At 65.5% G+C, this 22,797-nt stretch carries 23 protein-coding genes and 1 pseudogene; 3 read left to right on the top strand and 21 right to left on the bottom strand.

What is annotated here, in order from left to right; translation table 11 throughout:
• Positions 1 to 195: 195 nt before the first annotated feature.
• Positions 196 to 993, top strand: a complete 798-nt coding sequence (locus HU751_RS05040; protein ID WP_186734053.1) for a helix-turn-helix transcriptional regulator — start codon at positions 196 to 198, stop codon at positions 991 to 993.
• 28 nt (positions 994 to 1,021) lie between these two features.
• Here the strand turns inward: HU751_RS05040 and HU751_RS05035 are convergent, their stop codons facing one another.
• The 5 genes from HU751_RS05035 to HU751_RS05015 all read right to left on the bottom strand — a co-directional run bounded on the left by HU751_RS05035 (position 1,022) and on the right by HU751_RS05015 (position 7,117).
• On the bottom strand, positions 1,022 to 2,488 hold the full coding sequence (locus HU751_RS05035; protein WP_186734052.1) for a DNA-3-methyladenine glycosylase 2 family protein: 1,467 nt from the start codon (positions 2,486 to 2,488) through the stop codon (positions 1,022 to 1,024).
• A gap of 182 nt (positions 2,489 to 2,670) precedes the next feature.
• Complete coding sequence (locus HU751_RS05030) at positions 2,671 to 3,720, bottom strand: chitinase (protein ID WP_050706034.1); 1,050 nt, start codon at positions 3,718 to 3,720, stop codon at positions 2,671 to 2,673.
• 37 nt (positions 3,721 to 3,757) lie between these two features.
• On the bottom strand, positions 3,758 to 4,393 hold the full coding sequence (locus HU751_RS05025) for a lytic polysaccharide monooxygenase auxiliary activity family 9 protein (protein WP_028689290.1): 636 nt from the start codon (positions 4,391 to 4,393) through the stop codon (positions 3,758 to 3,760).
• 242 nt (positions 4,394 to 4,635) lie between these two features.
• The gene (locus tag HU751_RS05020; RefSeq protein ID WP_186734051.1) at positions 4,636 to 6,327 is read right to left on the bottom strand and encodes a phospholipase D-like domain-containing protein; all 1,692 of its coding nucleotides are present in this window, start codon (positions 6,325 to 6,327) and stop codon (positions 4,636 to 4,638) included.
• A 22-nt stretch (positions 6,328 to 6,349) separates the two neighbouring features.
• On the bottom strand, positions 6,350 to 7,117 hold the full coding sequence (locus tag HU751_RS05015) for a ribonuclease T2 family protein (protein ID WP_186734050.1): 768 nt from the start codon (positions 7,115 to 7,117) through the stop codon (positions 6,350 to 6,352).
• Positions 7,118 to 7,258: 141 nt separating this feature from the next.
• On the opposite strand from HU751_RS05015, the pseudogene HU751_RS05010 reads away from it, so the two are divergent.
• Both HU751_RS05010 and HU751_RS05005 read left to right on the top strand, forming a co-directional pair.
• Positions 7,259 to 7,453 (top strand): annotated as a pseudogene (locus tag HU751_RS05010) (DUF2986 domain-containing protein); the annotation flags it as partial.
• Between the two features lie 41 nt (positions 7,454 to 7,494).
• A complete protein-coding gene (locus HU751_RS05005; protein WP_186734048.1) occupies positions 7,495 to 7,959 on the top strand; it encodes a VOC family protein in 465 nt (154 codons plus the stop codon).
• A gap of 1 nt (position 7,960) precedes the next feature.
• On the opposite strand, the gene HU751_RS05000 is transcribed toward HU751_RS05005, so the two are convergent.
• The 16 genes from HU751_RS05000 to HU751_RS04925 form a co-directional block, all read right to left on the bottom strand.
• Positions 7,961 to 8,782 (bottom strand): MipA/OmpV family protein, encoded by an 822-nt coding sequence (locus HU751_RS05000; RefSeq protein WP_186734047.1) that lies wholly within the window; start codon positions 8,780 to 8,782, stop codon positions 7,961 to 7,963.
• A 157-nt stretch (positions 8,783 to 8,939) separates the two neighbouring features.
• Positions 8,940 to 9,236 carry a DUF3144 domain-containing protein gene (locus tag HU751_RS04995; RefSeq protein ID WP_186734046.1) on the bottom strand — a complete coding sequence of 99 codons (297 nt, stop codon included), beginning with the start codon at positions 9,234 to 9,236 and terminating at the stop codon, positions 8,940 to 8,942.
• 28 nt (positions 9,237 to 9,264) lie between these two features.
• Positions 9,265 to 9,900, bottom strand: coding sequence for a LysE family translocator (locus HU751_RS04990; protein ID WP_186734045.1), 636 nt, complete (start codon positions 9,898 to 9,900; stop codon positions 9,265 to 9,267).
• Positions 9,901 to 10,081: 181 nt separating this feature from the next.
• Positions 10,082 to 10,864 (bottom strand): enoyl-CoA hydratase/isomerase family protein, encoded by a 783-nt coding sequence (locus tag HU751_RS04985; protein WP_186734044.1) that lies wholly within the window; start codon positions 10,862 to 10,864, stop codon positions 10,082 to 10,084.
• 15 nt (positions 10,865 to 10,879) lie between these two features.
• On the bottom strand, positions 10,880 to 11,584 hold the full coding sequence (locus HU751_RS04980; protein ID WP_186734043.1) for an NAD(P)H-dependent oxidoreductase: 705 nt from the start codon (positions 11,582 to 11,584) through the stop codon (positions 10,880 to 10,882).
• Positions 11,581 to 12,105: a hypothetical protein gene (locus HU751_RS04975; protein ID WP_186734042.1), complete on the bottom strand. Its 525-nt coding sequence runs from the start codon at positions 12,103 to 12,105 to the stop codon at positions 11,581 to 11,583. Before HU751_RS04975 ends, HU751_RS04980 begins: the two co-directional genes overlap by 4 nt.
• A gap of 110 nt (positions 12,106 to 12,215) precedes the next feature.
• The gene (locus HU751_RS04970) at positions 12,216 to 12,821 is read right to left on the bottom strand and encodes a c-type cytochrome (RefSeq protein WP_186734041.1); all 606 of its coding nucleotides are present in this window, start codon (positions 12,819 to 12,821) and stop codon (positions 12,216 to 12,218) included.
• Complete coding sequence (locus tag HU751_RS04965) at positions 12,818 to 13,264, bottom strand: c-type cytochrome (RefSeq protein WP_186734040.1); 447 nt, start codon at positions 13,262 to 13,264, stop codon at positions 12,818 to 12,820. The genes HU751_RS04970 and HU751_RS04965 overlap by 4 nt, the downstream gene beginning before the upstream one ends.
• A gap of 3 nt (positions 13,265 to 13,267) precedes the next feature.
• Entirely contained in the window at positions 13,268 to 13,792 is a 525-nt protein-coding gene (locus HU751_RS04960; protein ID WP_186734039.1) for a methylamine dehydrogenase light chain, read from the bottom strand.
• On the bottom strand, positions 13,789 to 14,391 hold the full coding sequence (gene mauD, locus HU751_RS04955; RefSeq protein ID WP_186734038.1) for a methylamine dehydrogenase accessory protein MauD: 603 nt from the start codon (positions 14,389 to 14,391) through the stop codon (positions 13,789 to 13,791). Before mauD ends, HU751_RS04960 begins: the two co-directional genes overlap by 4 nt.
• Positions 14,388 to 14,942: a MauE/DoxX family redox-associated membrane protein gene (locus tag HU751_RS04950; protein ID WP_186734037.1), complete on the bottom strand. Its 555-nt coding sequence runs from the start codon at positions 14,940 to 14,942 to the stop codon at positions 14,388 to 14,390. The genes mauD and HU751_RS04950 overlap by 4 nt, the downstream gene beginning before the upstream one ends.
• Positions 14,936 to 16,156, bottom strand: coding sequence for an amine dehydrogenase large subunit (locus tag HU751_RS04945; RefSeq protein ID WP_189657391.1), 1,221 nt, complete (start codon positions 16,154 to 16,156; stop codon positions 14,936 to 14,938). Before HU751_RS04945 ends, HU751_RS04950 begins: the two co-directional genes overlap by 7 nt.
• Positions 16,157 to 16,193: 37 nt before the next feature.
• Positions 16,194 to 17,171: a WD40/YVTN/BNR-like repeat-containing protein gene (locus tag HU751_RS04940; RefSeq protein WP_186734036.1), complete on the bottom strand. Its 978-nt coding sequence runs from the start codon at positions 17,169 to 17,171 to the stop codon at positions 16,194 to 16,196.
• A 13-nt stretch (positions 17,172 to 17,184) separates the two neighbouring features.
• Positions 17,185 to 19,545, bottom strand: coding sequence for an efflux RND transporter permease subunit (locus HU751_RS04935; RefSeq protein WP_186734035.1), 2,361 nt, complete (start codon positions 19,543 to 19,545; stop codon positions 17,185 to 17,187).
• 45 nt (positions 19,546 to 19,590) lie between these two features.
• Positions 19,591 to 21,417, bottom strand: a complete 1,827-nt coding sequence (locus HU751_RS04930) for a DUF1302 domain-containing protein (RefSeq protein ID WP_186734034.1) — start codon at positions 21,415 to 21,417, stop codon at positions 19,591 to 19,593.
• 18 nt (positions 21,418 to 21,435) lie between these two features.
• Positions 21,436 to 22,773 carry a DUF1329 domain-containing protein gene (locus HU751_RS04925; protein ID WP_186734033.1) on the bottom strand — a complete coding sequence of 446 codons (1,338 nt, stop codon included), beginning with the start codon at positions 22,771 to 22,773 and terminating at the stop codon, positions 21,436 to 21,438.
• Positions 22,774 to 22,797: the final 24 nt, after the last annotated feature.

The raw sequence follows: 22,797 nt of genomic DNA, 5'->3' as shown, positions 1-22,797 counted from the left end.
CTCTGGTTGTTATTGGTTGTGAGGGGAAAACCGGTCACGCGGCCGCAGGACCTGGGCTGGACTGTAGGGCGAATGGGTAGCTGGGCCAATTACCCTTAGGGGGTACGCCCCTTGACGCAGAGGTGCAAAGATCTGAACACTGCAGGTGCCTTGTCGCGGGCAAGCCCGCTTCCACAATCCTCATGGCACCACCGCATGCACAACCTGTTCACCGAGGCCAGCACTCACGCAGGCCTCGCCCACACCGTCGAGCAGATCGGCCAGCCGCGCTTCTGGCGCCAGTTGATCCTGCTGTTGCAGCAGTGGCTGGCGTTCGACAACGCGCTGGCGATGTTCTACCCCCGCGCCGGCCTGCCCCGGGCGCTGGAGATCTTCGATGCCCAGGGCGAAGGTAACCCCGAGGCCATGGCCCTGTACCTGAGCGGCCTGTACCAGCTCGACCCGTTCTACCAGGCCTGCCAGGAGCGCATCGGCGACGGCCTGCACCGGCTCGAGGAAGTGGCACCGGACCAGTTCCGCCAGAGCGAGTACTACCTCAAGTACTTCCACGACCATGTGCTGGAAGACGAGGTGCAGTTCATCGTGCAGTTGGCTGACAGTGGCGCCCTGTCGCTGTCGCTGGGACGCCGCGAGCGGTTCGACAGCGCCAGCCATGGCTTGCTGGCGGTGGTGTGCCCGTGGGTGGTCGCGCTGATGGCCCAGCACTGGCTGCAACAGAGCCTGCGCCCAGCGCCCGTGGCAGGCATGGCCCATCAGGTGCGCGACGCCATGAGCCTGTTCGGGGCCAAGGTATTGTCGGAGCGCGAGCTGGAGATTGCCCGGCTGATCCTGCGGGGCTATTCATCCAAGGCCATGGCCGAGCGCCTGGCCATTTCCCCGGAAACCATCAAGGTCCATCGCCGGCATCTCTACGCCAAGCTGGATATTTCGTCGCAACCGGAGTTGTTCTCGTTGTTCCTGCAATCATTGGGGCATGATCCACAGGATCCCTGAGCCCGCCACACAGCGCTCGCCAAGACACTCACGGACGCGCTGCGCCTGCCAGCCCCTGCCAGGCACGCAGCACCGCATAGCCACGCCAGGGCCGCCAATCCTGCGCGGCCTGTATCGCGGCCCTGGCGCTGTTCACACCCAGGGCCTTCTGCAGTGCCACGTCACCCGCCGGAAACGCATCGGGCCAGCGCAACGCGCGCAAGGCGATGTACTGGGCTGTCCAGTCGCCGATGCCGGGCAAGGTACGCAACTGGGCGCAGGTGGCCGCGACATCGACGCCGGGGCTCAGCACCAGGCGCCCTTCCCCCACGGCCTCGGCCAGGGCCTTGAGCGCGCCCTGGCGCTGGCGCGTGATGCCCAGTCGGCCAAGGGCGTCACCACTGGCCGCCGCCAGGCTGGCTGGCGTGGGGAACAGACGGTCCAACGCTGCAACGGGGGTCTGGATGGGTTCGCCAAAAGCGCCGACCAGGCGCGCGCCCAGCGTGCGAGCTGCGGCCACGGTGACCTGCTGGCCAAGCACGGCACGCACCGCCAGCTCGAAACCGTCCAGCGTACCGGGCACACGCATGCCTTCGCTCGCCGGGAACCTGGCCTGCAATACACTGTGGATCGCCAGCGGGTCGGCATCCAGGTCGAATGCGGCCCGCACGCGGTTGATCAGCGTGGGCAGCACGCCTGCCAGGCTGTCACTGATGGTCACCTGCGCCTGGGCACGCTGGTCGTCAAGGCTCACACTGAGCCAGCCGCTGCACGCCTGCTGGCCTTGCACGAGGCGCAGGGTGCGCATGTACTGCCGGCCCTCCACCCATTCCAGGCCCGGGATGGCGCGCAGGCGCAGGAAACCCAGCATCGCCTCCACGTCATAGGGCGGGCGCCAGCCCAGGCGAATGCTCACCCCTTGCCCATTGGCGCTCGAGCGGGCGCGGCGCAACGTACTGGGGTTCAGGCCATAATGCTGGGAGAACGCATCGTTGAAGCGCCGCACACTGCCAAAGCCGCTGGCCAACGCCACCTGGGTCATCGGCAGCTGCGTGTCGGCGATCAGTTGCTTGGCCGCCAGCAGCCGGCGTGTCTGCAGGTACTGCAGCGGCGAGACCCCGAAATGCGCCTCGAAGATGCGTCGCAGGTGACGGTCGCTCACCCCCAGGTGGCGGGCGATATCGACCATCGTACGCACGTTCTGCGGCTCGTCCAGCATGCGCGCCGCCTGCACGGCCAGGATGCGCGAGGCATCCTCGGTACTCCACGCCACCGCACGCGGCGCCAGCTCAGGGCGGCAGCGCAGGCACGGCCTGAAGCCCGCCGCCTCGGCCTGGGCGGCATGCCGGTAGAAGCGCAGGTTCTCGCGCCGTGGCGTCTTCACCCGGCACACCGGCCGGCAATAGATGCCGGTGCTGGTGACCGCGGCGAAGAAGGCGCCATCGAAGCGCGCGTCGTGCGCTTTCAGGGCCAGGTAGCAGGCATCGCTTTCGGGGGAATCGATGAGGTTGGTCATGAGCGACATCCTATGCCCTGGATGCGCTTGAGGCTCGCCATTTTCGGACATATGGCTCGCAGGGTATCCCCTGTCCCGCAGACAACAAAAAATCCGATGCCTTGCGGCATCGGATTCTCATCGATCATGTCGGCAGGCCTCGACTGCCGGGCATCAGGCACGTCTGCCCGATGCGGGTTCGATCAGGCGCCGGTCGGTGCCTTGCGGGTGCGTGCAGGCGCCTTGGTGCCGTTGATCAGCGGCCCGTAGCGTCGGCTGAACTCCTGGTTGTAGGGCACGTGGTCCTTGTTGACCCCGTTGTCCCAGTTGACCGACCAGGTCATCAGGCCCTTGATCGACACGCCCTTGGCGTACAGTCGCTTGAACGCGTTGGTCACCGCCGTCGGGTTGACCACGTAGCCGGTGGCGGCGGCATCGACGTTGGCCGGCAGGCCGATGACGAACTTGTCGGCCGGGATCCGGGTGAAGCCGCGGGTGCCGCTGACCAGGCTTTCGGTCAGGTAGAAGAGGAAGTCCTCTTTGAGCGCATCGTTGTTCTGGGCGATCCAGGCGCCCCTGCCGTTGTTGGCCTCCTGCACCCACAGCCCGTCGCCACCCTGGTTGTAGAACTGCGGGGCGATGAAGTCGTAGTACCCCTCCAGTGCCTTGAGGTAGTCGACGTAGCGCCCGGCGCTGGTCAGGTAGGGGAACTCCGGTGCCATGCTGATGATGAAATGCTTGCCCTCGGCGGCATAGTGATCCTTCACCAGCTTCAGCGCGGCGGGCAGGACAGTCTTGTTGGCGGCGAAGTCGATCGCGCTCTGTTCAAGATCGATGTCCAGCCCGTCGAAACCGTAGGTTTCCACCAGGCGGATGATTTCATTGGCCAGCGGCTGTTCATGGCCCGGGTTCAGTGCGATATGCGCATCGGCACCGCCCAGCGACATCAGCACCGCCCTGCCCTGGCTGTTGAGCACGCCGACCTGGCGGCGGAACTCGGCATCGGAGAGGTTGTACGGCTTGAAGGTCGGGATGCCGCTGCCCTTCATGAACGCCACGGCCACCACGTTGTAGTCGCGCGGCACCTCCTCCAGGCTCATGTTGGCGAACTGCCCGCGCTGGTAGCCGTCCGCCGGGCCCGCCGGCCAGTTGTGCCAGTAGCCCATGAGGATCTTCTTGCCCTCGAGGCTGGGCATGCGCGAGGCGGCGTCGTCGCGCGCGGCCTTCAGTTGGGTAAAGTCAATCTTTGACATGTTCCAATCCTTTAGAACGTGTGGAAGATCCGCGGACTTACTTGAAGTCGACGTCGAAGGCCTGGTAGAAGGCGTTGCCGGTGTTGGCGACGATCCACATCAGGACGATCACATGACGGCCCTTCTTGTTGGCCGGCAGCTTCACTTCGTGGTCGACCTTGGCCTTCAGCTCGCCGGCGTGGCTGTAGTACGGTACCTGCGGGTAGAAGTCCTCGGCGAATGGCTTGTCCTCCAGCTGCGCACGGGTGATGCGCTGTTTCGGATCCCAGCCGTCCTTGGTGATCAGCCAGCGGTAGCCGCGGGTGGTGTGCGGCGCGGTGTAGCGCCAGGTCACCTTGAACAGCTGCCCGGGGTCGACGTTGACCAGCGGCCAGGTGAAGGCGCGGTTGAGCTTCTTGCTCATCTCCTCGTCGGTGAAGTTGACGCAGTCACGGGCGTCGGTCTTGCCACCGCTGAGGATGTAGCCGTCGGCGGGCGGGGCTACGCTCGGGTTGTCCGACTGGAACGGTGCGGGGAACGGGCCGGCCGCCAGGGCCGGGAAGTTCTTGCCGCCTTCCATTTCGTCGACCTGCCAGCCGCTCAGTACGCCGAGATCGATGGCGACGGCGCCGCGGGAGGCCGGGGAAGTGACGCGGCCATGGCGAAGTGGGTTCTGGTTTTGTGGTTGGTTCATGTTCATAGCTCCATAAGGTTTAAGAACTCTCCCTTTCCTAGGAAGAGGTCTTCAAATTAACGGAGCTGGATTTATTGTCCACGGGGCGATTTTGCGCACCGAAGCCGGCCGTGGGGAGAAACCCCAACGAATACTGGATATTTATACAGTATAGCTATGCTTCTCCTACCCATCATGGAGCAAATCACCTACATGCCCAAGCGGCGCATAGCCCTGTCGGAGCGTATGGCCTGAGGGGACTGTCAGCCGACCAGATAGCGGCGCCGCTTCGACCGGTAGTTCGCCGGATCCAGGTGCGCAGGCAGCCATTGCCCGGCCTGCGGCTTGAGGTAGTTGCCGGTGTTCCCGGGCCGGGCCTGGTACTTCGCCGCCAGGTAGCGCGCGTAGTGGTGATCGAACAGGCGCATGAACTCGCCGAAGTAGATGTCCGCCACCCGGGTGTCGCCGTGGATCACCAGCATGTTCTCGTCGTTCTTCTCCTGGGAGGCGGCGCTGAAGTTCGCCGACCCGGTCACCACCGTGGGCTGCTCGCCCAACGGGTCGACCAGCAGGTACTTGGTATGCACGAAGTCGTTGCTGTTGAGCGGGTTGTCACGCTCCTTGAGCGCATTGGTCAGCGGGTTGTCCTCGCCCAGGTAGCTGCCGGCGGCGAAGATCACGTCACCGTCGGTACCGATGTCCTCGGTCTTCCTGAGCGGGTCGTCCTTGATCACGTAGCGCAGCACATCGTTCTGCGCCTGGAGCACCTCCTGGAACTCCCGAGCGATCTCGAACGCGGCGGTAAAACACACCAGCTGACGGGCTGCGCCGGCCAGGTCCGCATACCACTGCAAGGTCTTCTGCGCCTGGGGCGTTTCCTTGCGCTCGCGAGGGCTGAACAGCGGGTAGGTGCCTGGCTGCAACGGCAAGGCAGGCAGAGGGCTGGCCTGGGCGTTGGGCACTCGCAAGCTTGCCGGGGTCATGTTCTGTTGCAGTCGTGTCCAGTAGTCCAGGTATTGCTGGGCGATGATGGGGTCGTGGACAACATGGCCGACATTGGAGTGGCCGAAGATCCCGCCAGCCGAGATATTGGTCGAGCCGGTCCAGACGCTGACCGGCTGGCCGTCCTTGAGCAGCACGATGAACTTGTTGTGGCGGATGCCTTCGCTGACCGTGCGCGGATGCACCCAGGCCTGCAGGCCGGCCTGCTCGATGGTGGCCAGGTTGTTCGCCTTGTACTTGCTCTGGGCATCGAAGACGACCTGCACATCGCCTTCACGGGCGGCCTCGCGCAGGGCCTGGGCAACCGGCAGGTACTGGAACTCGTAGAACGCCGCGCGCAGGCCCATGCCTTTCGCGCCGCCGCGCCCGATGAAGTCGAGCAGGGCCTCGTACAGGCCCCGCGAAAGCCATTTCATCGGTTTGGAGGCCGGCGCATCGGGATTGGGAGCGACGTTGTCGAATTCCCTGGCATAAGCCTGGGAGCCGATCACGCCGCGGTTGAAATGGATATCGTGCCCCAGGCCCTCGCCGGCCGGCGCAAGCGTCGGCTCACAGCGCACGCGCACCGAGACGCCACGGGCTTCGTCGATGCGCAGGTTCCTGGGTTCGCCGAACACCGGCTGCACCGTGTAGGCGTACTCTCCTTCGGACGCGACGGTGTAGTCGGCCCACAGGAAACTCTGGATCGGGTGCTCGCTGGTCGGCACCAACGTGCCCGGGGGCAGCCCCTTGTCCTTGTCGGCGAAGCGCTTGAGGCCGCGCAGGTAGTATTGGGTCCGCAGCTTGCCGGTCGCGTCGAAGTACCGGCGGTGTAAGGCAAAACCCAGCAGGCTCTGCTCGCCGACCAGTGCCTCGAGGCTCGGCGGCGTGACGAAGTCCCAGGCCAGGAACACGACATGGGTGCCGGCGATGGCGCGGATGCGCAGGTAGTCGCCAGTGGTGGATGCTCGCATGGGTGCACTCCTTGCAGGCCGGTTACTGGAACGGCGTCCTGACCTTGATCTGCTGGTTGTCGGGGGTCCCGCCGCTCGGGCACGGGATCGGAGCGAGCTGCTTGTCCAGGCACACCCAGAGCTCCTTCAGGCGGTTGCCCGAACCCACCGAGACCCGCAGGCTCTGTGCCGGCAACGTGGGATTGCGGGCCAGGAAGGCCTGCTTGATGTCGCTGACCTTGGCGTTCACCAGTTGATTGGGGCCAGGGTCGCTGCCGAGCATGGCTTGCGTGTCGGGACGGCGCAGCGTGTCGTACACCCGCTGGGTATCGGCGAAGTAGCGGTCGGCGGACGACCAGCCACAGGTGCCGTGGGCCTGCCATTCGTTCTGCATCAGGTCCGGCCCCGGCATCATGCACAGGTGCTGCCTGACCAGTGGCGCCGGCAGCGAGCCGACGCTCTGGCAGTTGCGAGGATGGTCCTGGTTGGACTTGGCATAGCGGTTCTGCGGCCACAGGCCATGCACCACCCATTCGAAGCGATTGCCCGAGAAGCACTGGAAGGCATGCTTGTCCCGTTGCGCCTTGGGCTTGTTGCGCTGGGTCTCGCAGTGCTCCGGCGACCAGGACAGCACCAGCGCCAGGTAATCGGTGGGCAGGTCCTTGTTGACGTAATCCACCGGGCGCACCGGCGCGGGCTCGACGACGTCGGGCAACGCGCAGATTTCCTCGGCGAAAATGGGTGAGGCAGCGGCCAGCCAGCCCCAGAGCAGCGTTCTGACCCAGGCGCAATGCCGTGGTGATCCTTGCATGATGACCTCCTTGTCGGGTTCGACAGGCTCCGTGCCTGCCCTTCGTGCAAACCCGTCAGGTGATGGTGTAGCGCGAATATGACGATTCGTCAGTGGCACTTTGTTGTATCGTTCGTCCCTGCCGTACCACCAGGCGCCAATGAAGCGAAAAACATGAACCGTCGTAAAAAGATCAACCAGCTGTTGAAAGCCCACGCCAAGAAGGCCAGCGCCAAACTGGCGCCGAAAAACCGCAATACCTACATTTCCAAGGCCGACCGGCTGAAACTGGCGGCCGAAGCCAGCCTGGGCGCCGAGCAGGCCACCGCAGACAGCGCCTCCCCTACGCAACCCTGAGCCTGATGATGACAACACCTGCCGAGATAGCGAGCGATGCGATGGACCTTAAGTTCAGCCACGTGGATGTGCTGGTCGCCGATCTGCAGGCCGCTTGTACCTACTACGCCCAGGTGCTGGGCGCCGATATCTCGCGCACACTCGTCTGGGAGCGCGGCGGCCTGCATGTGCACTACGCCATCGCCCGGATCGGTCAGGAGCGTTTCATGCTGGTGCAGCCGCTGGCGGGCAACCTCAAGGACCTGCTCGAGACTCACGGCGAAGGGATGATCTACCGCCATTGCTACTCCACCCCGGACATCGAACAGGCCTATGACCAACTGACGGCCAACGGCATCCAGCCCGAGGACGAGAACGGCAAGCCGCTGGCACGCGAGCACCTGCAGTCGCCTGCCGGTGCCCGCATCATCTGGCTGCCGAAGCGTTTCGGGCATTTCTCGATCGAGATCATCGAGGCGCAGGCGCTCGAAGCCTTCATCGAGGAGGCATTCCTCCCGCAGGCCTGAGTCAGAACGCGTACTGAACGCCGACGGTCGAGGTGACCGGCGTATCCTGGCGGATGATCGGGCTGTGGCGGACCTGGTCGGTGTAGTGCATCACATTCACGCTGGCGACGGTCGACCAGTGCGGGTCGAACCGGTGCATCCACGACAGCTCGCCCGAGTAGGCATAGATGCCCTGGTCGGCCTTGAATCGATTGAAATCGGTGTTGTCGCTTTGCTGGCCGGTGACGCCGAAGTAGGTCTGGTTGTACCTGGCCTGCCCCGCATGGACGTTGACGCCCAGGGTCACCGTGTCGGCGTCGTTGTGGTGGAGCGTGCTCAGCAGGCCGAACTGATAGCGGTTGCCGCGCTTGTAGCCACCGGTGCGCAGCTCGGCATCGGCGGTGATCGCAAGCCAAGGCAGGACCTGCTGGGCCAGGTTGATGTCGACCACCGTCGCACCGCCTACCTCGCCCATGCCTTTCAAATGGTCCGAGCCATTGCGGTACTTGCTGTCACCGTCGGCACGGCCGAAGTCGTAGCCAACCGAGAGGCTGGCGCTGAAGCCGCTGTCGAACTGATGCTGGACGCCCAGGCCCTTGAGGCTGTCGGCGAAGAAGATGCCGCGCTGGAGGGTCACCGATGGCAACAGGTGGCCTTGGCTGCCCTTCGCGCCCATGTAGCGCGGCGCGGCATGCAGGGCGAAGCCGGCGGTGACCTGGGTCTCGTCGCCCCAGATGATGTCCGGCGCAGTCTTTTCCTGGGCACTGGCCTGGCTGCAGGCAAGCGCCGCGTTGAGGGCAAGCGAAGTGCCCAGTATCTTCCTGATGGACGTTGATTCGAACATGATCATGACTCGCTGGATAAGGTTCTCGACACCACGGGAAACGCACCGGCATTGCGCGATGCATTTCAACGGAGGCGAACTTTAGCGAGGGTCTGTCAACGTTCCTTCCAGCGATTGTCAAGGTCGTGTGAAGATGGCCAAATTTTCTGGGCGGACCTCAGCTGTCCTTGCCCATCACATAGCGGTCGAACTGCTGGATATGCTCATCGAGGTTGTCCTCAAGCATCATCCGGTACTGCTCGCAGAAGTACTTCAGCAGCTCCTCCCGCGCCGCGGCCATCTCTTGCGCGGACTTGAAACTGCGTGCCGTCATCCAGGCATTGAAGCGACTGGCGGCGAAGGTCATCGAAGCGCTGACCTTGCCGAGGTCCTCGAGCTTTTCGATCTGCTGGTTGGCCAGTTCGATATGCGCGTCGGCGCGGTCGTAGAAGGCCTGGTCGGTGGCTTGTGCCATGGCGGTATACCTATTGGAGACGTTTGCTTCAGGCTGTCTTGGCCTGAACAGTGAACAGGCTGGCCCCCAGCGTCATGAACGACACGCCGAACAGGCGGTTCATCAGGCGCGCGCGGTTCGGTGCGGCCAGCTGGCGTTTCAAGGCCTGGGCCAGGGTGACATAGAAAGCATGGGAGAGCATCGAGCACAGGGCGAAGGTGACCACCAACAGACCGAGCTGGCCGTCGGCGCCGTGGCCGGTGCGCATGAACTGCGGCAGGAAGGCGGCGAAGAACAGGATCGCCTTCGGATTGGTCAGCGCCACCGTCACGCCGTTGAGCAGCAGCCGGCGATTGCTGGCGATGGCCTTGGTCGGCTGCTCGAGCTGGTCAAAGGCGCTGGTGCGACTCTTCCACTGCTTGATGCCCAGGTAGATCAGGTAGCTCGCGCCGAGCACCTTGAGCAGCAGGAAGGCCGTGGCCGAGGTTTGCAGCAGCACCCCGAGGCCGGCACTGGTGGCGGTGGACACAACCAGCAGGCCGAAGGCGTTGCCGAGCGATCCGAGCATTGCCCGCCTCGGCCCGTGGGACAACGAGTTGGACAGGGCCATGATGACCCCTGGGCCTGGCGACAGGGTCACCAGCATCGAGACGACGACAAAACCGAACCAATCGTGAAACGACATCCTTGTACATCCCCGGACCGATAAAGTGAGGCGGCGACTGTAACAGAATGCTGCCCCACTCCGGAAATGGCGCTCGAATGGAGGCTGGATCTGGCGCGCTGTCTTGCAGGAGTGACTCTGGCGAGGATCCGCCATCCTCCCCTCCAACGATTTTCACAGCCCTGCAGAGACGATGGGCTTTCTAGCCGAAGGACGCCGGACGGCGCTCACAGAAGGCCTCCACCCCCTCGGCAAAGTCATCGCTGGCGCAGAGACTCACGAACACGCCCCGCTCCCGGTCCAGCGCGCTGGCCAGATCGCCCTCCAGACCTGCGCGCAGAAGCCGCTTGGCCCCCGTCTGCGCAGCGGCAGCTGCGCCGGCCAGGCGCTTGGCCAGCGCCAGGCCGGTGGCCGGCAAGGCGTCGACAGGCACCACCTCGACCACCAGCCCGAGTGACTGGGCCTCCTGGGCCGACAAGGACTTGTTCAGCAACGCCAAGGCGAGGGCGCGATGCAGCCCGAGATGGCGCGGCAGGTGCCAGCTGCCGCCGCCGTCCGGGGTGATGCCGATGGCACCGTAGGCGTAGACCAGCCGAGCGTCCTCGGCGGCCACCAGCAGGTCACAGCCCAGCGCCAGGGACAGGCCGAAGCCGGCTACGGCGCCACTGAGCAGCCCCAGCACCGGGCATGGCAGGCCAGTGAGCCCGAGCACCGCCTCGTTCACCGCGCCGACCAGCTGCGCGGCACCTGCGCTGCGGGCGTCGGGCGAACCTTGCAGCAGCTGCTGGAAGTGGTGGACGTCACCGCCGACCGAGAAGTGCTCGCCACGGCTGCGCAGCACCACCACCTTCGGCGGTTCCTGCGTCAGGCCACGCACGGCATCGCGCAGGGCGATGGCCATGGGCAGGTCGAAGCTGTTGCGTCTCTGCGGCTGATCCAGGGTGAGAAACGCGATGCCTTCGCAACGCTCGACATCAACAGGCATGAGTAGCGCTCCCCGTCACAGGACTCTTGGGTGCAAGGTGGCGTCGAAGTCATCCAGCGACGGAAACACCAACGGCGCTCGCTCATCGAGCGTCAGCAGATGCTCGCGGTACTGCGCCAGATACTGCTCGCGCGCCTGCTCGCTGATGTAGGGCACATGGAACGCCACGAACGGCGGCAGCACCGACAACCCGACATAGCCCAGCACCCCACGCTGGATCGGACGCAACATCGCGTCGAGCTCGCCATGCACGGCATCCGGCCCGAACATGTGGGTCTGCCCGCCCAGGGAGAAACTGAGCATCGCCCGCTTGCCCTTGAGCCCGCCACGGTCATAGATGCGCGTGCCGCCATAGCAGTAGCCCGAAACGAACACCCGGTCGATCCAGCCCTTGAGGATGGCCGGCATGCTGAACCAATAGATGGGGAAGTTGAGGATGATCAGGTCGGCCCAGCGGATCTTGTCCAGCTCCGCGGCGATGTCCGCGGCCAGGGTGCCGTTGTTGACCGCATGGCGCTGCTCCAGGGCATAGACCAGGTAGTCGGCATTGGCGCGCTGGTGGAAGTCGTCGGCGCTGGCGACCGGGTTGAAGCCCATGGCATACAGGTCCGACAGCTGCACGCTGTGGCCCTGGCCCTCGAGGACCTCCACGGCCAGGCAGGCCATGGCGCTGTTGAAGGACTGGGGTTCGTTGTGGGCATGGACGATCAGGACGTTCATGGCAGCTCCGCAGTGGCAGGTGGCAAAGGGTGTTCGGCCAGCAGCCGCACACCGTTGTATTTGAGGAAGAAGGTATCGGCCTGGCGCACCACATCGCGGTAGCGGCCATTGAGCGCCATGCGCATCATGTCCAGCTGCAGTTGCTCCTGCTCGATCATGTAGTCGAGGAAGCACTGCGCATCAGCGGGACCGATCTTGCGCAGGCCCTGCAGCCAGGCCATGTACTTCACCGTCTCGTGGTGGACGATGCGCAGCAGCAGGCCTTGCAGGGGCCGCGGGAGCGAGGACAGCAGCCAGGCCTTGAGCCGTGTCAGCACGCCGGGCGTGGTATCCAGCCCCCAGCGGTCGGCGGCAGCCTGGTAGCGCGGCTGATTGAAGCGCTCGAGGTCGGCGTAGGTCTTCCAGAATGGATGGGGCTGCCGACCTTGCAAACGCGAAGCCATGCGCCGGACCGCCGCCAGGGCGAAGGCGCGGTTGGCCAGTTCGTGGCGAAAGCCCTTGAGAAACTTGGGTGATGGCATGGTGGGAGGTATTTCCGTTGGTTCGAGATACTAGGAGTGGAGCATTGGGCCTACGCGGTCCCTGTAGGAGCGGCCTCGTGCCGCGAAAGGGGCTGCGCAGCAGCCCAGATTCATGGACTGACGATGTAATCGATCAACACCTGACGCTGCCCCTCGTCATGCAGCTGCAAGGCAATGCCGCGCATCCAGATCGCCAGCTCGCTGCCATGCTGCTCGCCCCCTCGTGTCCCATCGCTGAACGCCGTCAACTGGCGCTCCAGATAGACCCGGTCAAGCACGCGCAGATTGGGCGTTTTCAAGTGCGCGAAGCCCTCTCCTCGCGGGCCGTGACAAGCGGCGCAGGTGCCCTGGTACAGCGCCTGCCCCTGACTGGCGGACACCGCTGACGCAGCGCTGGAAGTACCGCCCAGCCCTGCGAAGTAGCGCGCCAGCGGTTCCTGGTCGCCATCGCCTATCGTCGTGGCGATGGCGCGCATCTGTGCGCCATGGGTGTCTGCGGCGGCATAGCCACGGCGTCCGGCCTTGAAGTCGCGCAGCTGGGTGAGCAGGTATTCGGCCTGCTGCCCGGCCAGCCGCGGCGCGCCGAGCGCGGGGTTGCCCTGGCCCTGGGCACCGTGGCAGGCCACACAGGTGGTGGCCTGGGTCGGTATCGCTTCGGCGTGGGCGGCGAAGGCCGCGGTCATGGCCAGCAGGCCAGCGTAAAGGCTTTGCTTCATCGGTCGGGGTTCCCTGATCGTTGTTCTTGTTCAGCGATGCGTTGCAGCAGGCGATCGCGCGTGGTCTCGACGTCAGCGGGTACCGCCCCGCGCCACTGCCGCACCTCGGCACCGCTATAGGGTTTGAAATCAGCGGGCAGATGGCGGTCGTCGAAGCGCGCCAGCATCCAGTTGAGGACACCCGCCAGGGCTTCGTCCGACAGACCCGACAATGCTGAGCCCGGCACCTGTACCAGGTACTCGCGTCCTCCCGGCACGCCGAGAAACTTGCCCAGTTGCCCGGGAAACGCCGGCACGCTGCGCCCCGGGTTGCCGCTGCCGTCGGGCAGGTGGCAGCCCTGGCAGTTGAGCATGTAGTCGAACTGGCGGGGCTCGGTGGCCCGGGCGTTGCCGACAAGCAGCAGCACGGCCAGCGTCAGCAGGCCTATCCGGCGCACGGCCATGCCCTACTCCTTGACCCCGATCACCACCGACAGCGAGCAGTGGTACGGCATGTCCGCCTGGCTGCCGGAGCACCAGTTGAGGTCGTTGGAGCTCTGCGGGCGGTACAGCGGCGTGTCGCCCTGGTCGCGCTGGCACACGCAGCGGCCGCAGTTGCTCTTGCCGCAGCAGTCGTTGTACGAGATCACATAGTCCTTGCCGTCGGTGGGATTGCGGCAGGTGCCGATCCAGGTGATATCCGAGCGCACGGTGCCCGGTGGGCAACTGCTGGAGGTACCACCGCAGCAACCACAGAGGAAGCCGTCAATGGCGCAGTGACGCCAGTACTCGCAACTGTTCGGGTCGCCCGACTCCTGCAGACCGGCGCTGGACTGGGCAAAGGCGCCGCCGCGAAACACCGGCAGCAAGGTGGTCGCCCCGGCGCCGGCCAGCAAGGTGCCCAGGCCGCCGAGAAAGCCCCGGCGCGAAGTGCCGCGGGCGACACGGCGGGTCAGCAGTTGAGTGGCCTCGTCGAACCAACGGATCGTCATGGCTGCAACCCCTGTTGTGCGGCGTTGTACGCCTGGACCGTGGCATGCCCCAGGCGCCGTGCTTCCAGCAAGCTTTCCAGGTGCTCGCGGGTGTTGACCAGGCCATGGCTGGCAACGCTGCCGTGCTCGTCGATCAGCACGCCGTAGGGCAACTTGCTGATCTGGTAGGCCAGGCCCACTTCCCGCGACAGCAGGTAGGGGAATACCTGCAGACCATGGGCGGCGATGAAAGCCAGGTGCTCGTCGGCTGCGCCATCGCTGGCCAGCACGACCCTCAGGCGTTCCTGGCGGCGCAGCGCATCGAGCACCGGCAGCAGCGTCTTGCACACCGGGCATGTTTCGGAGAGGAAGAACAGCAAGGTGCCCTGCCCTTGCCCGCTGGCGCCGCCGAGTCTGACCGAGCCCCCGGTCAGACTCGGCAGGGTGAACACGGGCGCCGTGTCACCGGCCTTGATCGCCTTGCCCAGGGACAGCGCCCCCACCGGCTGGATGCGTTCATGCAGCAGCCCGACCTGGCGAGCCAGGGCCCACACGGCAAGGATCAGCATCAGGATGATCGCCCAGGACAACAGGCTGGAAATGATCAGTGCATAGGTCATGGCCGTTGCCTCGGGAGTGCACGGTTGGAGATCAGCTGGTTGGCCAGCAGGTACAGGGCGGCGACACAGACGAAGGCGAACACCAGGGTGCAGCCGTCGAGCCAGGTCAGCGCGCGTTCGTTCATCGGTGCCAGCAGGTTGCCGGCGGCCAGCGCCAGCAGCAGGTTGCGCCAGACCAGCGCCCGGGACGGCGGCTGGCGACGGCCGCCGAAGTGGCAGCCACAGTCTTCCAGGGATGTACCCTCGCCTACGGCCGCCGCCAGCACGCCGGCATACAGCACCAGCAACACCACGGCGGGCAGCGTCGCTAACGGCCACCACAGGCTCAGCAACAAGCCGGCGGCAGCCAACACGTCCAGCACCGGCAACAGGTGCGCCCACACCGGCGCCGCGCACCAGCGGCCCAATACGAGGGCATAGCGTTGCAGCACCTCGGCGAACACCCGGGGATCGTGCAGCTTGTGCAACGCGGCAGCGCCGAGCAGCAAGGCCAGCCCGCCGACGCTGGCAACATGCACCAAGGGGTCATGCAGCAGTTCGACGGTCACCATGGCATCACCACATTGAGGAAGCCCAGGGGGATGTCCCCGACGCTGCGCAGGTGCTCGCCGCTGTCGGCGTCGTACAGGTTCACGCCCTGGCGTAGCAGCGGGGTCAACCCGGCCTCGCCTTCGGTCAGGTAGACCCACAGGGTGAACAGGCTCGGCATCGGCACCATCCAGTCCAGGCTGTACAGCCGTGGTTGCGCGCCCTGGCTGACGCCGATGGCGGTGCTCTGCTCCTTGAGCGGCAGGCGCGACACCCGCTGCTGCGTAGCCACATCGAACACCCAAACCTCGGTGCCGGGCTTCTGGTAGTTCTCCGGCTTGTCCTTGTGCATCAGTACGTACAAGCGCCCGCTCTGCCGGTGCAGGGCCACGCCATGGTTGCCAGCGATACCCCAGCCATCGGCGCGCTCCTGGTCACTGAGCAGCGACCACTGCTTGCGCGGGCGCACACCGTCGGCGCTCATGTCCAGGGCATAGGCGCGGTTGTGCTGGGAGACGAAGTACCAGGTGTCGCCATCGCGCACGCCGGTGGTCAGCAGCAGGTCCTGCAACGGGTCGAACGCCGGGGGCGTGCGTTGCTGCAGCGCCACCTGTCCCTGTTCGTCCAGACGCAGGTGGAAGAACCCGCCATTACCGCAGATGGCATAGAAATCGCGAGGGCCGGCCGGGTAGATCGACGCGCAGCCGGGGATCGGCACCTCGGTGACGAAGCGGCTGTTTTCCAGGTCGACCACCGAGATCGACTGCGCCGGGGTGAAATTGAGCACCAGCAGGAAGCGCTCGTCATCGGACAGCACGCTGAGGCCCGTGGAGATCAGCGCGGTCATGCGCTTGGCCGGGATCGCGATCTCGCGCTTGGGGCTGAGGGTCCTGGCGTCGTACACCGTGACCACATCGCTGCGCTGGCCGCGCACGCCACGGCTGAAGTAGATCTCGGTGGCATACAGCTCATCGCGGCTGTGCGCCAGCTGCAGGCCGTTGGACCAGATGCCGGTACTCAGTTGACCGAGATTGCGACCCTGGTCGTCGAACAGGTAGGCACGGCCATCAACCATGTTGGGGGCATTGCTGCCCCAGATCCAGAACCAGCGCTGCTCGCGATGATCGCCCAGCACTTCGACACGGGCCTGCTCCGGCACGAAGTCGGCCAGTGCCGAGGCGGCGCCGGCGAACAACCACAGACCACACAGCAGATGACGCAAGGAACGCTTGAACATAGGGGCTCCGCAACAGGCGATCGGCCTGGGCTTGAGTCTATCGAGGGGCATTTTCAGAGGCTTGGCGCGCGGTGACAGCTGCCTTGGCATCCGGTGCCACGCCATCGATCACGCCCGCTGCGCCGAACAGCAGCAGGTGGCCGGAGTGCGCGGCCAGGGCCGCCAGGTTCAGACGGTCCTCCCGTTGTGCGCTGGTGAAGTGCGTCACCTGAGAATCGGAGATCGCCATCAGGCCTGAGTTACTCACCAGCGCCACCCGGCCGTCATTCAGTTGCGTCACGGCGCTGATCGCCTCGCGGCTGCCACTGTCGAGCACGCGCCAGTGGCGACCCTGGCTGTCACCCAGCAGCACCCGCCCGCTCATGCCGGCCAGCAGGACGCGGCCATCACGCAGGCCAGTGCCTGTCCACAGCGAGCCACTGACGCCGGTGTCCAGCACCTGCCAAGAAGCCCCCTGGTCACTCGAGCGGTAGGCATGACCGGCCTCGCCAACGATGAACAGGCTGGCATCGGCGGCCTGGAACACCTGATTGAGGTGGAACTCGTCGCCCTCCTCGCCGATCGGCATCGGCTGCCAGCTGACGCCGCCATCAGCCGTGCGCGCCGCATAGCCGTATGCACCAACAACCAAGCCGTGGTGGGCGTCGGTGAACAGCACCGACAACAGCACCGGCTTGCCCTCCAGGCGCTGTTGCAAGGTCCAGTTCTGACCGCCGTCGACACTGTGCAACAGCACGCCACCATGCCCCACCGCCCAACCCTGGCGCTGATCGACGAAGCTCACGGCGGTCAGCAAACCATCCACCGGCACGCTGCGCGCCTGGCGCCATTGTTGGCCATCGGCGGACAACGCCACCACGCCGTGGTCGCCCACCGCGACCAACCCGTCCCCGGTCCGCGCCACCGCCACCAGGGACGCGTGGCGTACATCGCTCAGGGCAATGGCCGGCGCCGCAGCGGCCTGCCCTGCCCATATCAATCCCAGCAACCAGGGCAACACCTGAACAGTCTTCATCCCTCAGCCCCTTTCAATGAGCGGCCAGGGGCGCACGAACCGGCCCCCGTCGCGGAACCAGCCTTTCCAGGACCACGGCCAGCGCCGGCAGCAGGGTCACCGCCATCAGCATGTTGGCCATGAACATGAAGGTCAGCAGCAGGCCCATGTCGGCCTGGAACTTCAACGCCGAAAACGACCAGGTAGCCACCCCCACCGACAGCGTCAGTGCGGTGAACACCGTGGCCACGCCTACCTCGCGCAAAGCCTGCTGGAATGCGCTGACGATGTCGCACCCAGCGGCCAGGTACAGTTGCAGGCGGTTGTAGATGTAGAAGGCGTAATCCACGCCCACGCCCACGGCCAGCACCATCACCGGGAGGGTGGCCACGGTCAGGCCGATGTCCAGGGCCTTCATGAACCAGTAGCCGAGGAAGGTCGCCAGGGTCAGCGGCAGACAGCAGGCGAGCATGGCCCGCCAGTCGCGGTACACCAGCCCCACCAGCAGCACGATGGTCAGGTACACGTAGAGCATCATCGGCAGCTCCGAGCCCTCCACCACCGCGTTGGTGGCGGCCTGCACCCCGGCGTTGCCGCTGGCCAGGCGCACGCTCACCCCAGGCAGCGCATGGTGCTCGCGGTACTGCTCGACAACTGCGGTTATCTGCTTGAGGGTGCTGGCCTTGTGATCGGCCAGGTACAGGTTGACCGGCAGCACGGTGCAGTCGGCATCGAACAGGCGCAGTGCTTCAGGCACCTGGCGCACGGTTTCGCCCAGGGACAGCTCGTCGACCGGCAGCGCCGCCCATTTCGGATTGCCCTCATTGACCCCAGAAGCCGCAAGCTTGTCCATGGCCGGCAGCGACTGCGCCGACAGCACCCCGGGCAAGGTGCCCAGGTACCAGGTCAGGCGGTCGACATAGGCCATCACGTCATGCCGGTAGCAACCGCCCGCCGGGGTCTGCACGGCCACGGTGAACAGGTCCAGGCCCAGGGCGAAATGGCTGACCACCTGCTCCACATCCTGGTTGTAACGCGAGTCGGCATGCAGCTCCGGTGCACCCGGCAGCACATGGCCGACATGCCGGCCCTGGCTCTGCCACACCGCCAGCACCATCAGACCGGCCCCCAGCAGCGTCACCAACGCCGCGTTGCGGGGTTCGGCGATACGCCCGAGACTGGTCATCAACCCTTCGCGGCGCGCATGCAGGCGCTCGACCTTGGCCACGTAGCGCCCGTCGAAACGGCAGTAGCTGGCCAGCAGCGGCAGCATCACCAGGTTGGTGACGATCTTGTAGACCACGCCCACCGACGCGGTGATGGCCAGTTCGCGAATCATCGGGATCGGCACCAGTACCAACGTCGCAAAGCCGACGAAGGCCGTGATCAAGGCCAGGGTGCCGGGGATCATCAGGCCGACGAAACTGCGTCGGGCGGCGGTCATCCCATCGGCGCCGGCGCAGACTTCCTTGGCGATGAAATTGACCTGCTGCACGCCGTGGGACACGCCGATGGCGAACACCAGGAACGGCACCAGGATCGCCAGTGGATCAAGGCCGAAGCCCAGCAACGTAAGGGTACCGAACTGCCACACCACCGACACCAGCGAGCACACCAGCGCCAGCGCCGTCAGGCGCCAGGAGCGGATGTACCAGTAGACCGCCAGCGCCGTGAGCACAAAAGCCAAGGCAAAGAACTCGACCACGCTGCGGGCGCCGGCGCCGATATCGCCCATCTGCTTGGCGAAGCCGATGATCTGCACATCGAAGTCGGCGTCGGCATACTTCGCCCGCACCTGCTCCTCCAACTGACGGCTGAAGGCCAGGTAATCGAGGCGTTTGCCCGTCACCGGGTCCGGGTCGGCCAGCTCGGCCACCACCATCGCCCCACGTTGGTCGTTGGCCACCAGGCTGCCGACGAAGCCGCCGGCCAGGGTGCGTTCGCGAATACCGGCGATGGCCCGGGCATCGAGGTTGCCGACAGTGACATCGCCGCCGACCACGTCCTCGGCCTTCATGCCCTCCTCGGTGATCTGCACCGCGCGGGTGTTCGGCGTCCACAGCGAAGTGACGCTGCGCCGGTCGAGGCCAGGCAGGAAGAACAGCGTCTGGGTCAGGTCGTGCAGGCGGGTCAGCGCCGTCGTGTTCCAGATATCGCCATGCCGCGCCCGCAGCACCACGATGACGCGGTTGGCGCCGAACAGCACGTCGCGGTACTGGTTGAACGTCTTGATGTAGGGATGCTGCTGGGGCAGTTGCTTGTCGAAGCCCGCCGTCATCTCAAGACGCGCGGCGAACAGGCCCATCACCAGGGTGACCACGGCCAGCAGGCCGAGGGTCGCCAGGCGATGGCGAAAGACCAGGCGCTCGAGCGCCGAGAGCAGATAAGCCAACATGAATAGCCTCCCCGCCACGCGCCCTGCGAGCGCGTGGCGGCCGGATCAGAAGGAGTAGGAAATATTGCCGCTGACGAAGTCGCGGTCGGCCATCAGGTTGTTGTCGCCCCCGCCCCAGTAGCGCACCCACTGCAGGCCGCCTTTCCAGCGGTCGCGGTGGTTGAACAGCAAGGAGGCGGTCAGCGACCTGCGCCCCTCGACGAAGGGCATCGCGTTGGGCGTGGTGCCCTTGACGTCATGGCTGAAGTCCAACTGTGGGGTGACGGTGACGCCACTGCCGAACAGGTTCGGGTAGTTGACCCCGAACTCGGTTACATAGCCCCACGAGGTGCGATCGGGCAGCGAGTAGTCCGGCAGCACGTAGGGCACCTCGCCCGACAGGTCCAGGCCCGGATAGCGCACCACCGCCACCTCGGCCAGCAGGAACGCGTCGGAGGCCCCCAGGGCATCGGGAATGAAGCCCAGCGGATCGTTGCCCGAGAAGCTGTAGGTGGCATTCACATCGGCCTGCCACTTGCGCGTCTCGACGAAACCCTTGTGCTCGCCGGTGTCGAACACGCTGTAGCGGTTGTAACTGCCGGTCAGGCCCTGCCCGAAGGCTACCGTCGGGTCGATGGCCACGCTGTCGCGGGGCCGGAACGACAGCTCGCCGGCCACGGCCACCGGCCCCACCAGGGTGCTCATCGACACGCCGAACAGGTCCTTGTCCTCGCCGTAGTTGATGAAGTAATCGTCCACCACCAGGGCATCCGGGTTGCTGCGCGCCGTGTAGCCGATGAAAGGCAGTTTGTCGTGGTAGCGCTGGTAGAACAGGCCGAATTCGGTGCCGATCGACTCGGCCATCCAGCGCAAGGCCACGCCATACTGGCCGCCGTTGCTGGCCTTGCGCTCTCCTCCATAAGGCACCGCCAGGCCGCTGGCAATGATCTGCTCATGGCTCAGCCCACTGCTCAGCGGATCGCCGCAGCGGCCCGTCGGCGTACCCGCGCAGACACCCGGCTGCAAGCCCTCGATATAGTTCGTCGGGTAGTAGATCGCCCGGCGTCCTTCCCCGGCGATATCGACGGTGGAAAAGTAGCTGCCCACCGGGTCCAGGCCGTAGGCATTCCACTTGAACTGGTAATAGCCCTCCAGGCTCAGGGTATCGCTCAGGCCCAGGTTGAACGAGGCCATGGGCGCCGGGATGAACACCTCTTTGAGCTGGGTGCCCGGGGTGTGGTACTTGGGCAGGCTCAGGGCATTGATCTGGTTGATGCCGCCGCTGATGAACAGCTCCGCGCCCCAGCTGATCACCTGGTTGCCGACCTTGACCTTGGCCGGCATCTCACCGATATCGAAGCTTTTCGCCAGCCACAGGTCGAGCAGGTCGAAACGCTGGGTGGCATCACGCCGGGCCGGGCCGTCAAGGTCGCTGCGACGGGTGTCGTCCATCTTGAAGTCCCGCGCCCAGGCCACCCGGCCCAGGGCACTCCAGCCGTCGCCGAAACTCAGGCTCAGCTCATGGGTGCCCTTGAGCACCTGGGAAAACACATCGTGCTTGTGGTAGTTCAGGTTGCCGTCGTCGGCATTGGCATAGTTGATGTCGGCGTTGGCGTAGCCGTTACCACGCTCGAGGTTGTAGTAGCGGCCCAGCTCATTGCCAGTACCGGTATTGCAACCGCCATTGTTGCTCCCCAACAAGTGGCAGTCGGATGATTCCAGGCGACTGGCGAAACCGTAGGACAAGGTCGAGTCGAAACTGCCCGAGAGCCCGTCCTCGCTACCGAAGGTGAACGCCTGGCAAGGCTGTGCGCCGAGCAGTCCGACGGCCGCCAGGGCCAGCGCCGGGCACGGGGCAGCCTTCGCCCATGCCCGCGAAGGGAGGTTGTTCATGTTGTGTTCTCCCGAAGATCAGCGCTCGCCGCGACGGCGCAGTTCGCCCGCGTTGAACAACTTGTCACTGACCCGGCCCTGCAGGCCGGCGGTGAGGTCCAGGGCCGCGCCCTGCTGGGTGAAGCCGTCGGCGATATAACGCCGGGCGATCAGGTCGTAGCTGACGTACTCGAAGCTGGTGCAGGCCTGGATCTCGGGGTCGGCCCACAAGCTGCCCTCCTGCACCCGCCACAGGTTGCCCCTGGCATCGTACATGTCCACGTGCAGCAGGCTCCAGCTGTCCTCGTCGAAATAGAACACGCGCTTGGCGAACGAATGGCGCTTGTCGGCCTTGACCGTGGCCTCCACCACCCACACCCGATGCTTTTCGTAGCGCTGCGCGTCACGGTCCAGGTACTGCTCGCCGATCAGCTTGTCGTAGGTGTTGGCCTTGTCCACCAGGCGGTAGGAGTTGTACGGCACTACCATTTCGCGCTTGCCCAGCAGCTTGAAGTCGTAACGGTCCAGGGCACCGGTGAACATGTTGATCTGGTCGACGAAGTACAGGTTGTCGGAGCCGGCGATCGGGTTGTCGTAGGCGAAGGTCGGCGCCTGGCGCACGCGGCGCTGGCCGGGGAAATAGATCCAGGCGTTCTGTGGCTGGTCCAGGCGGGCATGCACCAGGTACATCTCACCCGCGCGCGAGGACGGCGACTGAATGTCGTAGAGCAGCTTGGCTTCGATGTCGCCGGTGTCCTCGGGCGCTTTCACCGCCGGGTCGTTGTAGGGGTAGTACTCGCTGGCCCATTGGCGGATCTCGGTAAGCCCGCCACCGGCTTCGCGACGCAGGAACGAGATCTGCGCCTTGCGGCCCTTGGCCATGTAGCGCAGTTTGTAGTTCCACAGCACCTCGATGCCGCTTTTCGGTTGCGGGAACGGCACCGCGGCCCCGGCGGCCTGCTCCAGGCGCCAGCCATCGGCGCCGATGCGTGCCTGGCCGGCAAAGTCCTGGGTACGCTTGGCCACCTCGGCCGGAATCGCGCAACTGCGATGAGTGGGGTACACGTCCAGTCGATAGCCCGGGTAGGCCTTGATCAGCGCCACCTGTCCTTCCGGCAACTGCCCCTGGTACTGGGCCACGTTGTTGGCATCGATCGAATACAGGCGCTTGTCGCCGGCATAGGGGTCGCCATGGCCCGGCGACCAGCCAGCCGGCGCCTGGGTCAGGCCGCCGGTCCATGCGGGAATACTGCCGTCGGCGTTGCCGGCCCTTTCGGCCCCCGTGGGGGTAAGGTCGGCAAGGGCCGTGAGGGAGGTGGTGGTACCGAGCAGCGCCAACAGCGCGCCGCCCAACAGGGACAGGGGGCGTGGTTTCATGAACTTTTCCTTGCGGGATTGTTG

This window comes from Pseudomonas peradeniyensis (genome assembly GCF_014268935.2).
GTDB classification, from domain to species: Bacteria; Pseudomonadota; Gammaproteobacteria; order Pseudomonadales; family Pseudomonadaceae; genus Aquipseudomonas; species Aquipseudomonas peradeniyensis.
The sequence above is the reverse complement of the archived record's forward strand: the minus strand, read 5'-3'. Positions and strand labels throughout refer to the sequence as shown.